This window comes from Ferrovibrio sp., from assembly GCF_036381655.1.
Classification (GTDB): domain Bacteria; phylum Pseudomonadota; class Alphaproteobacteria; order Ferrovibrionales; family Ferrovibrionaceae; genus Ferrovibrio.
On the sequence record NZ_DASVCJ010000026.1, the window covers coordinates 61,782 to 74,390 of the forward strand.

Here is a 12,609-nt window from a genome sequence, read left to right on the forward strand (position 1 = left end):
GGTGCGCCTGTTCCTGACCTACATGCGGACGATCCATCCGCAGAATCGCCTGCCTTCGCGCGCCGATTTCGATCCGCTCTGCATTCCGCGGCTCCTGCCCGGCATCGTGCTGGTCAAGGTGGAGCGCACGACGCCCGATGGCATTTTGCTCACCAGCCCGCGTTTTCGCGTCCTGGTCGCCGGCGAGACCGTGCTGCATGCCTCGCCCGTACCGATGATGGGCCGCTATATCGACGAGATCGCCGCCGCGATCGCTGGCGGCCAGGTTGTCGTCGACGTGCGCCAGCGCGTGGTCGAGACCGGCACCACCTATTACTGGAATGGCCGGCCGCGCATGGCCTTCCGCTTCGATTTCGCCGGGCTGGAATATTGCCATTGCCCGCTTGCCGCCGATGGCAGGACGGTCGACCACGTCGCCTCCTTCTTCCATTACAAGGGCATCAACCGCGGCTGACGCAGTGCGGCAGATCGATTACTGGAATCGATCGTAACGATAAGAATGATCAATTGGACTGATTGCCTAAAAGGGCGCAAGGTGACTGTGGAATCACCGGAGCCAGCATGTCCGAACACGCATCCGCCCAGGCCAGCCCTTCCCAGGCCAGCCCTTCCGTTCAGGCCGGCGCCCTATCCGAGATCCTTACGAGATTTACCGCAATCCTGCCGGGCCTTGCGCTGGTCACGCTGATCGCCCTGGCGGCGTCGTGGCTGTCGCGCCAGTTGCCGCCGCAGGCGGCGATCAGCCCCCTGATCCTGGCCATCATGCTCGGCATTGCCGTCCGCAATCTTGCCGGAACGCCGCAGCGCTGCCGCGCCGGCATCGGCTTCAGCCTGCGGCGGCTGCTGCGGCTGGCCATCATTCTGCTCGGGCTGCAATTGACGGTCGGCCAGCTCGTCACGGTCGGCGGCAAGGGCCTGCTGATCACCGCAACGGCCCTTGCGGCCACGTTCCTGTTCACCACCTGGCTGGGACGGAAGATCGGCGTCGAGCGCCAGCTCGCGCAGCTCATCGCGGCCGGCACCTCGATCTGCGGCGCCTCGGCCGTCGTCGCCGCCAACACCGTCACGCAAGCGCCCGACGAGGATGTCGCCTACGCTATCGCCTGCGTCACCGTATTCGGCACGCTTGCCGTGGTGCTCGACCCCAGCCTGGGGCTTTTGCTGCATCTGCCGGCGCAAAGCTATGGATTGTGGACCGGGGCCTCGATCCACGAGATCGCGCAGGTGGTTGCCGCCGCCTTCCAGCGCGGCGACGAAGCCGGCCATGTCGGCACCATCGCCAAGCTGAGCCGGGTGGCGATGCTGGCGCCCGTCGTGCTCAGCCTGGGAGCCCTGGCCAGCCGTCGCAGCCGCAAGAATGCCGGCGACGCCCCTGCCAGCGCCAAGGTTCCGCTGCCGTGGTTCGTCTTCGGCTTCATCGCCATGGCGTTGTTCAACAGCCTGGACGTGCTGCCGGCTGCCGCCAAGGCCGATCTGACGCTGACCGCGACCTTCCTGCTGACGCTGGCGCTGGCCGCGATGGGCCTGGAAACGGATATCGGCAAGCTCAAGGCCAAGGGCCTGCGGCCTCTGCTGCTCGGCGCCGCCGCCGCCATATTCATCGGCACAGTCAGCCTTGCCCTGATCGAACTTGCCTATTGAGGCGGGCATCCCATTCGGGCGAAGCTCGTCCCGATGACCCTCGAACAGCTCCGCATCTTCATAGCCGTCGCCGAAAGCCTGCATGTCACCCGGGCGGCGGCAAAGCTCAATCTGACCCAGTCGGCGGCGAGCGCATCCATCGCCGCGCTCGAGGCGCGCTATCATTGCCGCCTGTTTCATCGCACCGGCCGGCGGATCGAGCTGACCGATACCGGCAAGGAATTCCTCGCCGCCGCGAAAGCCGTGATGGCGGATGTCGCGCAGGCTGAATCGGTGCTCAGCGAGCTGTCCGGCCTGCAGCGCGGCCATCTCGACCTGCAGGCCAGCCAGACCATCGCCAATTACTGGCTGCCGCCGCTGCTGCAGAAATTCCATCAGCGCCATCCCGGCATCCGCCTGAGCGTCACCATCGGCAACACGGCCAGCGTGGCCAGGGCCGTGCTGGAGGGCCAGGCCAATCTGGGCTTCATCGAAGGCGATATCGACGAGCCGATCCTGACCCGCCTTCCCGTGCAGGGCGACGAACTGGTTCTGGTGGTCGGCAAGGGCCATCCCTGGGCGGGACAGAAGCGGGTTACGCCCGCCGCCCTTCAACAGGCCGCCTGGGTGATGCGCGAGCCTGGATCGGGGACGCGGCAAATCCTCGAGGATGCCCTGCGCCGGCTCGGCGTCGATCCGGCCAGGCTCAATGTGGCGCTGGAACTGCCGTCAAACGAAGCGGTGCGCAGCGCGGTCATCGCCGGCGCCGGCATTACCGCCTTGTCCAGCCTCGTGGTCGATGCCGGTTTGCGCGCCAGCCGGCTGCATCGCGTCGGGCCGATCTTCGCCTCTCGCGAATTCCTGGTGCTGCGCCATGGCGAGCGCCACCACAGCAAGGCGGAAACGGCATTGCTGGAGATGATCCGGCAACAGCGGGATCACACGGCAAGGCGGCCAGCTTCGCCGAAGAAGGCCAAGACAAGCGCATGAAAAACGGGCCTGGCGATGCCAGGCCCGTGGCTTTGTTCTCTCGCGGCTCTCAGCGGCGGATCAGCTCACCGCTTCCTTCAGCGTCTTGCCGGCGCGGAATTTCGGCTGCTTGGTCGGCGGCAGGTCGATGCGTTCGCCGGTGCGCGGATTGCGCCCCGGACTTGCCGCCCGCGTGCCGACGAAGAAGCTGCCGAAGCCGACGATCCGGACTTCCTCGCCGCGACGCAAGGCTTCGGTGATCAGATTGAACACCGTTTCCACGGCTCGCTCCGCCTGTTCCTTGCTGAGGCCCGTGTTGTCGCGAAGCTGGACCATCAAGTCTTGTTTGTTCACGCTGCCGCCCTCCGGACTGCGCTTCAGTGTTTGACCATGCCCTCGCGGTCGCCCTGCGCTTCGGGCTCGACCACCGCAGGCTTGGCGAGGTCATCCTCGACATCGGTCCATTCGATCGGCTTCAGCTCGGCCACGAGGGCATGCCGCAGCACTTCCTCGCAGGTCGAGACCGGGACGATCTCCAGACCCTTCTTCACGTTATCCGGAATGTCCACGAGATCCTTCTCGTTTTCCTTCGGGATAAGGACTTTCTTGATGCCGCCGCGATGCGCCGCCAGCAGCTTTTCCTTCAGGCCGCCGATCGGCAGGACACGGCCGCGCAACGTGACCTCGCCGGTCATGGCGACATCCTTGCGCACCGGAATGCCGGTCAGCACGGAAACGATTGAGGTCACCATCGCCACGCCGGCCGAGGGGCCGTCCTTCGGCGTTGCGCCCTCGGGTACGTGGATGTGGATGTCGCGCTTGTCGAATATTGGCGGCTTGACGCCGAAGGCAACCGCACGCGAACGGACATAGGACCGTGCCGCCTGCACCGATTCCTGCATCACCTCGCCCAGCTTGCCGGTGATGGTCATGCGGCCCTTGCCGGGCAGCATCACGGCTTCGATGGACAGCAGCTCGCCGCCCACCTCGGTCCAGGCCAGGCCCGTGGTGGTGCCGACCAGGTCCTCCGCCTCGGCCTCGCCATAGCGGAAGCGCCGCACCCCGGCATATTTGTCGAGGTTCTTCGGCGTGACCTTGATGCTCTTCACGTCCTTGGACAGGATTTCCTTCACCGCCTTACGGGTCAGGTTCGCCAGCTCGCGCTCGAGCGAGCGCACGCCGGCTTCCCGCGTGTGGTAGCGGATCAGGTCGCGCAGGGCATCGTCGGTGATCGACCATTCGCCCTTCTTCAGGCCGGCCGCATCCATCTGCTTCTCGATCAGATGGCGCTTGCTGATCTCGACCTTCTCGTCCTCGGTGTAGCCGGGGATGCGGATGATCTCCATGCGGTCGAGCAGCGGCTGCGGCATGCGCAGGCTGTTGGCCGTACAGATGAACATCACGTCCGACAGGTCGTAATCGACCTCGAGGTAATGGTCGTTGAAGGTGTTGTTCTGCTCGGGGTCGAGCACTTCCAGCAGCGCCGAAGACGGATCGCCGCGGAAGTCCTGGCCCATCTTGTCGATCTCGTCGAGCAGGAAGAGCGGATTCGAGCTCTTCGCCTTCTTCATCGACTGGATGATCTTGCCCGGCATGGAACCGATATAGGTACGGCGGTGGCCGCGGATTTCGGCCTCGTCGCGCACGCCGCCCAGCGAAACGCGGATGAAGTTCCGCCCCGTCGCCCGCGCGATCGACTTGCCCAGGCTCGTCTTGCCGACGCCCGGCGGGCCGACAAGGCAGAGGATCGGGCCTTTGAGCTTGCCCGAGCGCTGCTGCACGGCGAGGTATTCAAGGATGCGCTCCTTGACTTTCTCCAGACCGTAATGGTCGTCGTTCAGCACCTTCTCGGCGTTGCGGATGTCCTTCTTGACCTTGGTCCGCTTCTGCCACGGAATGGTCAGCAGCCAATCGAGATAATTGCGGATGACGGTCGCCTCGGCCGACATCGGGCTCATCGAGCGCAGCTTCTTGACCTCGGCCTGCGCCTTCTCGCGCGCTTCCTTGCTCAGCCGGGTCTTCTTGATGCGCTGCTCGATCTCGGCCACTTCGTCGCGGCCTTCTTCGCCTTCGCCGAGTTCCTTCTGGATCGCCTTGAGCTGTTCGTTGAGGTAATACTCGCGCTGGGTCTTCTCCATCTGGCGCTTCACGCGCGAGCGGATTTTCTTCTCGACCTGCAGCACGCCGATCTCGCCCTCCATCAGGGCGTAAACGCGCTCCAGCCGCTCGACCACGTTGGCGATTTCGAGCAATTCCTGCTTGTCGCTGATCTTGATGGTCAGATGCGAGGCGACGGTATCGGCCAGCTTGGAGGGATCGTCGATCTGGTTGAGCGACACCAGCACCTCGGGCGGGATCTTCCGGTTCAGCTTCACATACTGCTCGAACTGGTTGATCACCGAGCGCGACAGCGCCTCGGTCTCGCGGGTCTCGCCGGCATCATCCGGGAGCGTCTCCGCCTCGACCTGGAAGAAATCTTGGTTATCGGTGAATTTGACGATCCGGGCGCGCTGGCTGCCTTCCACCAGGACCTTCACGGTCCCGTCCGGCAGGCGCAGCAACTGCAGCACCGAGGCGATGGTGCCGACGCTGTGAATGTCTTCCGCGGTCGGGTTGTCCTGACCGGCATTCTTCTGGGCGACAAGCAGGATCTGCTTGTCGTCCTTCATGACGTCCTCCAGCGCGCGCACCGACTTTTCGCGCCCGACGAACAACGGCACGATCATGTGCGGGAAAACGACAATGTCCCGCAACGGCAGGACCGGAAATACTTGGGCGCGGGGTGATGTAAACATGAGCGATCTTATCCTGGGAGGGGCTTGTCAGGGGGCCCGGATCGACCGTCCTATCGCCACTCCGATGGGAGTTAACATGGGAATTCCGGCAAGGTCCGTCAAGGCACGGTTCTGCAACAGAAGGACAACATAATCTTCTACCCCGATTCGGCCATGGTGGACTCGCAACTGCCCCGGCACCCAGCGTCACCGACGGACAGGAAGGGCGGCCGGACCGGCCCGTTCGGAAAATTCTACTAGAGCACGGATTCGGCGGGGCTTTTATCGCCCGAAATACGACGGGCCGCCTTGCGACAGGCAGCCCGCGATTTCAGGCAAGCCGGACGGCAGCGCGATCAGGCGCTGACATCCTCCTGCTTGCGGTCGGCATAGATCAGCAGCGGCTTGGCCCGGCCCTCGACCACATCGGTCGAGATCACGACCTCCTCGACGCCGTTCATGTTCGGCAGATCGAACATCGGATCGAGCAGGATCGCTTCCAGGATCGAGCGCAGACCGCGCGCGCCGGTCTTGCGCGCGATCGCCTTGCGGGCGACGGCGGCCACCGCCTCGTCGGCGAAGGTCAGCTTCACATCCTCCATCTCGAACAGACGCTGATACTGCTTGATCAGCGCGTTCTTCGGCTTAGTCAGGATGTCGACCAAGGCGCCCTCGTCCAGGTCGTGCAGGGTCGCGATCACCGGCAGACGGCCGATGAATTCCGGGATCAGACCGAACTTCAAAAGATCGTCGGGCTCGACCTCGGCCAGGATTTCGCCGGCGCGGCGGTCATCCGGCCCGCGCACGTCGGCGCCGAAGCCGATCGAGGTACCCTTGCCGCGGCCGGCGATGATCTTTTCGAGACCGGCGAAGGCGCCGCCGCAGATGAACAGGATATTGGTGGTATCGACCTGCAGGAATTCCTGCTGCGGATGCTTGCGGCCGCCCTGCGGCGGGACGGAAGCGACCGTGCCTTCCATGATCTTGAGCAGCGCCTGCTGCACGCCCTCGCCCGATACGTCGCGGGTGATCGAGGGATTGTCGGACTTACGGCTGATCTTGTCGACCTCGTCGATATAGACGATGCCGCGCTGCGCCCGCTCGACATTGTAGTCGGCCGCCTGCAGCAGCTTGAGGATGATGTTCTCGACATCCTCGCCGACATAGCCGGCTTCGGTCAGCGTCGTCGCATCCGCCATGGTGAACGGCACCTCGAGGATGCGGGCGAGCGTCTGCGCCAGCAGGGTCTTGCCGCAGCCGGTCGGACCGATCAGCAGGATGTTCGACTTCGCCAGTTCGACGTCGTTGTTCTTGCCGCTCTGGCCGATGCGCTTGTAATGATTATGCACCGCGACCGAGAGAACCTTCTTGGCATGGTTCTGGCCGATCACGTAGTCATCGAGAACCCGGCAGATTTCCTGCGGCGTCGGCACGCCGTCGCGGGTCTTGACCAGCGCCGACTTGTGCTCTTCACGGATGATATCCATGCAGAGTTCGACGCATTCATCACAGATAAAGACTGTCGGGCCGGCGATGAGCTTGCGCACTTCGTGCTGGCTCTTGCCGCAGAACGAGCAGTACAACGTGTTCTTGGAGTCACCGCCGCTCAATTTGGTCATGCCTACTCCACTGAGCGGGCCGGCGCCGGGCGACGCAGGCCCTAATCCATCGAATCGTCATCATAAGGAACCGTTGCCCCGTGCACAACGGACATGGTCGGGCCGCCAGGCGGGCGGAGGTCACATCATGGGGAACCGCCGCTTCATCTAAGGTCGCCCGCAGGGAAGGCAAGTCCCCAGTTTTCCGGGACTTTAGCGCTACCGCAAACGGGGCGGCCACGCCCTTCCACGCACGGGCCGGAGGCCGGTTTCCCGGCCCGGTCCGGCCCGGTTCTCCCGGCTCAGGCCTTTTTGGCCGCGTCCTGCTCGGGCCGGCGGGCCACCACCTCGTCGACCAGGCCGAAGGCCTTCGCCTCTTCCGGGGTCATGAAGCGGTCGCGCTCCATCGCCGCCTCGATGGTGGCGATGTCCTGGCCGGTATGCTTGGCGTAGATCCCGTTCAGGCGGGCACGCAAATCCAGGATTTCCTTGGCGTGGATTTCGATATCGGCCGCCTGGCCCTGGAAGCCGCCCGAGGGCTGGTGAATCATGACCCGCGAATTGGGCAGGGCATAGCGCATGCCCTTCTCGCCGGCGGCCAGCAGCAGCGAGCCCATCGACCCGGCCTGGCCGATGCACAGCGTCGCCACCTTCGGGCGGATGTATTGCATGGTATCGTAGATCGCCAGGCCCGAGGTGACCAACCCGCCCGGGCTGTTGATATAGAAGGCCACTTCCTTGTTCGGGTTATCCGCCTCGAGGAACAGCAGCTGGGCGGTGACCAGGGCCGCGACCGCATCGTTCACCGGGCCGACCAGGAAGATGATCCGCTCCTTCAGCAAGCGGGAATAGATGTCATAGGAGCGCTCGCCCCGATTGGTCTGCTCGACCACCATCGGCACCAGCATGTTCATGTAGCTATCGACCATCTTGTCCATGTTGCGCCCCGCGAAATACGAAACCTTGTGTTGGCGATAATGTGGCGCAGACCGCGCCTTCCGGCAATGGCTGGCCCGCGCCGAAAAAAAGCGCCGGGAAGAACCCGGCGCTTCGATCTTTGGAAATCCGCGACGGAAGCGATCAGGAAACCGCCTCGGTCTCCTTCTGCAGCTCTTCCTTGGTGACCTGCTTTTCGGTGACGTCGGCCATCTCGAGGATGAAATCGACCACCTTGTCCTCGAAGATCGGGGCCCGCAGGCTGTTCGCCGCTTCCGGGTTCTTCTGGAAATATTCCATCACCTGGCGCTCCTGGCCGGGGAAACGGCGCGCCTGCTCGATCATGGCACGGGTGACCTCTTCCGGCTTGACCTCGATGTTGTTCTGGCGGCCGACCTCGGACAGCAGGAGGCCGAGGCGGATGCGCCGCTCGGCGATCTTGCGGTATTCGGCCTTCAGCTCTTCCTCGGTCTTCTTCTCTTCGGCCAGTTCGGCCTCGAAGCGCGCCCTGTCGGCGGTCACTTCGTTCCAGATCTGGTTGAACTCCAGCTCGACCATGCCTTCCGGCACTTCGAAGCTGTGGCGCTCGGCCAACTGGTCCAGCAGGTTGCGCTTCAGCTTCATGCGGGCCAGGCCCTTATACTCGCCGCCGAGATCGCGCTTGATGTTGTCGCGCAGCTCCTGCTGCGAATTGAGCCCGAAGCGCTTGGCGAATTCGTCGTCCAGCGCCACCGTCTGGCCGCCGCGCACTTCCTTCACGGTGCACGCGAATTCGGCCGGCTTGCCCGCCAGCTCGGCATTACCGTAAGCCTCGGGGAAGGTGACCTGCACGGTCTTCTGCTCGCCCGCCTTCAAGCCGACGAGCTGATCCTCGAAGCCCGGAATGAAGGTGCCGGAGCCGAGCACCAGCGGATAATCGTTGGCGGCGCCGCCCTCGAACTTCTCGCCGTTGACGCTACCGACGAAGTCGATCACCACCTGATCGCCCTTCTCGGCCGCGCGCTCGACCTTCTCATAGGTCTTCTGCTGCTCGGCCAGGCGGTTCAGGAATTCGTCGACCTCGGCCTCCGTCGGCTCGACCACCAGACGCTCCAGCTTGATCGACTTGAAGTCGCCCGGCTCGATATCCGGCAGCAGCTCGATGGCGATGGTGCATTCGACGTCCTTGCCTTCCTCGAAATTCTGCAGGTCGACCTTCGGCTGCATCGCCGGGCGCAGCTGGTTTTCCTCGATGGTCTTCTGCAAGGCCGAGTTCACCGACTCTTCCATCGCCTCGCCCAGCAGCGCGCGGCCATACTGCTTCTTGATCAGCGCGGCCGGCGCCTTGCCCGGACGGAAGCCCGGCATGTTGACCCGCTGACGCAGGGCTTCCAGCTTCTCGTTAACCTGGCTCTCGAGCGCGGCGGCGTTGATCACCACCTTGTATTCGCGCTTCAGGCCGGAGGCGCTGATTTCCGTGATCTGCATGACCGAAACACCTGTCTCTCAATAGAATTCCAAAGCGCCATCCGCCGCGATTGCCGATCAGGACAGAGGCATAGGCTTGAGCGCCGGGCGGACTGGTGCGGGCGGAGGGACTTGAACCCACACGCCTTGCGGCACAGGAACCTAAATCCTGCGTGTCTACCAGTTCCACCACGCCCGCGTCCGCACCTGGGCCGGCGCGAAGGCGCAGTCTATAGCATGGAGATTTAGGCCGCGCGAGGCTTTTGGGCAGTTTTCCGCAAGCCGCGCACTGTCTTTTTAACTTGCTGCTTTGACTGGCTTTTTCGTCGTCCGCTGGTCGCAATGCAGCATTGCCTCGCGCTCGGCGAACCATTCCTTGGCATAGGCGCAGTCGGCGAACTCGTCATAATACGGGCCGCCCAGCGTGTAATGGACGATCGAGACGTCTTTTGCATGCGGATCGTAATCGGCCAGGTGGTTCCAGCGGTGCGGAAGCTCGCCGATCAGCCCGTCGTCGCCCAGCCACTTGAACTGGTGCAGTTCCAGCCCGCTGGCGCTGTTGACGTATTCCGGGGTCAGCGCCGTGCATTTGGCGCAGTTGAACAGCATGACGCTGGACCAGTTCTTCTTCTCGTATTTGGTCTGCACCCGGTCGAGGAATTTGACGTCCTCGGCGGGAACATGATTGTGCTTCACCACCTGGACCGCGTAGCGCTCGTCGCGCAGCGCCCAGAGCTTGGCGATGTCGTCCAGCACCAGCATGTCGTCGTCCATGAAGATCGCCCAGCCCTGGAAACCGGCGAGATACGGCGTCAAAAAGCGCGAAAAGGAGAAGTCGGTCGACTGCAGTTCATGCCGCGGCCGGGTATAGATTCGTGCCCCTTCGAGCTGGTTCAGCGCCAGATGGGTGATCGCCACCGGCTGGGAAGCCCGGCGATTGATGCTGAACGCGGCCACGCTGGACACCAGCGGGGCGGCGCGGCTGAAACCGATGAAGACGCGGATCATTTTGGGTTTCTCCCACACTCCTGCTCGAGCACTGCAAGTACAGGATATGGCCCTACCGGAGTCTTAATAAACCAGCTTTGATCTGGAGCAAGCTCGCGCTAATGATACATGAAACATCAGAATAATTATCCTATACATCGCATTGACTATCTAATATACATATATTAACATTCTGCCTGTAACATTGGATATCTGAATGATCACCGGAGCGCAGATGCGGGCCGCGCGGGCCCTGATCGGGATCGACCAGCGTCAGCTGGCCGAATTGTCAGGATTGTCGCTGCCGACGATTCAGCGGATGGAGGCGAGCGACGGAGTGGTTCGCGGCAACGTCGACTCCCTGATGAAGCTGGTCGGCGCCCTCGATGCGGCCGGGATCGAGTTGATCGGTGAACAGGCCGCCAGCATGTCAGGCGGCCGCGGCGTCCGGATCAAGACACCTTCCGGAGGCTGAACCTCCTCTGAGTTGTTGTTGCAAGGGCGCCTGCCGCCGCCGACAAGACGACGACGCCCGATATCGGAAAAGAGATCGAGCGTCATGCATTCCCCAGTCGTCAAAAGCGAGCCGAGCTTCGCCCAGCTCTATACGCCGAAACTGATAACCGTCCTGCGCGAAGGCTATAGCTTTGCCAAGCTGCGCGCCGACGTCATCTCCGGCATCACGGTGGCGATCGTCGCCATCCCGCTGTCGATGGCCATCGCCATCGCCTCCGGCACCACGCCCGATCGCGGCCTTTACACCGCCATCGTCGGCGGCTTCCTGGTCTCGGCTTTCGGCGGCAGCCGCTTCCAGATCGGCGGCCCCGCCGGCGCTTTCATCGTTCTGGTCGCCGCCGCCGTCGAACGCCACGGCATCGATGGCCTGCTGCTGGCCGCCATGATGTCGGGTGCAATGATGCTGGCGATCGGTTTCCTGCGGCTCGGCACCTACATCAAATTCGTCCCCTACCCGGTCACCGTAGGCTTCACCGCCGGCATCGCCGTCATCATCTCCGCCAGCCAGATCAAGGATCTGTTCGGCCTGACCCTGGCCGGCAAGGAACCCGGCGAATTGCTGCCCAAGCTCGCCGCGCTGGGACAGGCGGCCCCTACCACGAATATCTACGCAGTCGTCATCGCCTTCTTTACGATCGCGGTGATCACCGGACTGAAGAAGTTCCGGCCCCATTGGCCAGGCATGCTGGTCGCCGTCGGCCTGGCGGCGGCGATCACCGCCTTGCTGCATCTGCCGATCGAAACCATCGGTACGCGTTTCGGCGGCATTCCTCGCACGCCACCGCTTCCGGCGCTGCCGCATTTCTCGCTCGACCTGGCGCTGGCGGTTTTGCCGGATGCGGTTGCCTTCACCTTGCTGGGGTCCATCGAATCGCTGCTGTCCGCCATCGTCGCCGACGGCATGACCGGCCGCCGGCACCGTTCCAACTGCGAATTGGTGGCGCAGGGCATTGCCAATATCGGCTCGGCGCTGTTCGGCGGCATCTGTGTGACCGGCACGGTCGCGCGCACGGCCACCAATGTGCGGGCCGGCGCCGCCAGTCCGATCAGCGGCATGCTGCATTCCACCTTCCTGCTGCTGTTCATGCTGATCGCCGCGCCGCTGGCGAGCTATATCCCGCTGGCGGCGCTGGCCGCCGTGCTCGCCGTGGTGGCCTGGAACATGGCCGAGCGCCATGCCTTCGTCGCCCTGATCCGCTCGTCGTGGGGCGATGCCATCGTCCTGCTGGCGACCTTCCTGCTCACCATCTTCGTCAATCTGACCGCGGGCATTCTGGTCGGCTTCACGCTCGGCACGCTGCTGTTCCTGCATCGCATGTCGGAGGCGACCAGCATCGAAGTCCACGTGCCGCTCAATCCGGAGGACAAGGCGGACGATGCCAATGGCAACCGCAAGCCGTATGACGCGGCCCTCGCCAGCAGCCGCGACATTATGGTCTACAGGATTTCCGGCGCGTTCTTCTTCGGTGCGGCGGCAACCATCGGCGCCGTTCTCGACCGCATCGCGGACTGGCCGAAGACCTTCGTGCTCGACTTCTCGGCTGTGCCGTTCCTCGATTCCACAGCGGCCAACACGATCGCCAGCATGGTCAAAAAGGCCGAACGCCATGACACGCGCGTCGTGCTGAGCGGCGCGTCGCCGGCGGTACGGCAGGTGCTGTGGAGCCACGGTTTGCGGCCGCCGAAGGTGCGCTACAAGCACAACATCGCCGCCGCCGTCGCCGCCGCCGGGCAGCCCAAGCTGGCGGCCACCGCGAGCTAGG

Annotated in this window: 11 protein-coding genes and 1 tRNA gene; 5 read left to right on the forward strand and 7 right to left on the reverse strand. The window is 63.8% G+C overall.

Annotation, left to right across the window (positions count from 1 at the left end; all coding sequences use genetic code 11):
* Position 1: 1 nt before the first annotated feature.
* From VF194_RS05510 to VF194_RS05520, 3 genes are all read left to right on the forward strand, one after another.
* A complete protein-coding gene (locus tag VF194_RS05510) occupies positions 2 to 454 on the forward strand; it encodes a hypothetical protein (RefSeq protein WP_330888841.1) in 453 nt (150 codons plus the stop codon).
* Positions 455 to 561: 107 nt separating this feature from the next.
* Positions 562 to 1,641 carry a YeiH family protein gene (locus VF194_RS05515; RefSeq protein ID WP_330888843.1) on the forward strand — a complete coding sequence of 360 codons (1,080 nt, stop codon included), beginning with the start codon at positions 562 to 564 and terminating at the stop codon, positions 1,639 to 1,641.
* 33 nt (positions 1,642 to 1,674) lie between these two features.
* A complete protein-coding gene (locus tag VF194_RS05520; RefSeq protein WP_330888845.1) occupies positions 1,675 to 2,610 on the forward strand; it encodes a LysR substrate-binding domain-containing protein in 936 nt (311 codons plus the stop codon).
* Between the two features lie 60 nt (positions 2,611 to 2,670).
* On the opposite strand, the gene VF194_RS05525 is transcribed toward VF194_RS05520, so the two are convergent.
* From VF194_RS05525 to VF194_RS05555, 7 genes are all read right to left on the reverse strand, one after another.
* Complete coding sequence (locus VF194_RS05525) at positions 2,671 to 2,943, reverse strand: HU family DNA-binding protein (RefSeq protein WP_330888847.1); 273 nt, start codon at positions 2,941 to 2,943, stop codon at positions 2,671 to 2,673.
* 23 nt (positions 2,944 to 2,966) lie between these two features.
* Positions 2,967 to 5,384 (reverse strand): endopeptidase La, encoded by a 2,418-nt coding sequence (gene lon / locus VF194_RS05530; RefSeq protein WP_330888849.1) that lies wholly within the window; start codon positions 5,382 to 5,384, stop codon positions 2,967 to 2,969.
* Between the two features lie 335 nt (positions 5,385 to 5,719).
* On the reverse strand, positions 5,720 to 6,982 hold the full coding sequence (clpX, locus tag VF194_RS05535) for an ATP-dependent Clp protease ATP-binding subunit ClpX (protein WP_330888851.1): 1,263 nt from the start codon (positions 6,980 to 6,982) through the stop codon (positions 5,720 to 5,722).
* A 281-nt stretch (positions 6,983 to 7,263) separates the two neighbouring features.
* Entirely contained in the window at positions 7,264 to 7,890 is a 627-nt protein-coding gene (gene clpP, locus VF194_RS05540; RefSeq protein ID WP_330888853.1) for an ATP-dependent Clp endopeptidase proteolytic subunit ClpP, read from the reverse strand.
* A gap of 151 nt (positions 7,891 to 8,041) precedes the next feature.
* Complete coding sequence (gene tig, locus VF194_RS05545) at positions 8,042 to 9,364, reverse strand: trigger factor (RefSeq protein WP_330888855.1); 1,323 nt, start codon at positions 9,362 to 9,364, stop codon at positions 8,042 to 8,044.
* Between the two features lie 93 nt (positions 9,365 to 9,457).
* Positions 9,458 to 9,542, reverse strand: a tRNA-Leu gene (locus tag VF194_RS05550).
* Positions 9,543 to 9,640: 98 nt separating this feature from the next.
* A complete protein-coding gene (locus VF194_RS05555; protein WP_330888857.1) occupies positions 9,641 to 10,351 on the reverse strand; it encodes a glycosyltransferase in 711 nt (236 codons plus the stop codon).
* Positions 10,352 to 10,547: 196 nt separating this feature from the next.
* Between VF194_RS05555 and VF194_RS05560 the strand changes: the two genes are divergently transcribed.
* Positions 10,548 to 10,805 carry a helix-turn-helix domain-containing protein gene (locus VF194_RS05560; protein WP_330888859.1) on the forward strand — a complete coding sequence of 86 codons (258 nt, stop codon included), beginning with the start codon at positions 10,548 to 10,550 and terminating at the stop codon, positions 10,803 to 10,805.
* Between the two features lie 84 nt (positions 10,806 to 10,889).
* Positions 10,890 to 12,608, forward strand: coding sequence for a SulP family inorganic anion transporter (locus VF194_RS05565; RefSeq protein ID WP_330888861.1), 1,719 nt, complete (start codon positions 10,890 to 10,892; stop codon positions 12,606 to 12,608).
* Position 12,609 lies beyond the last annotated feature (1 nt).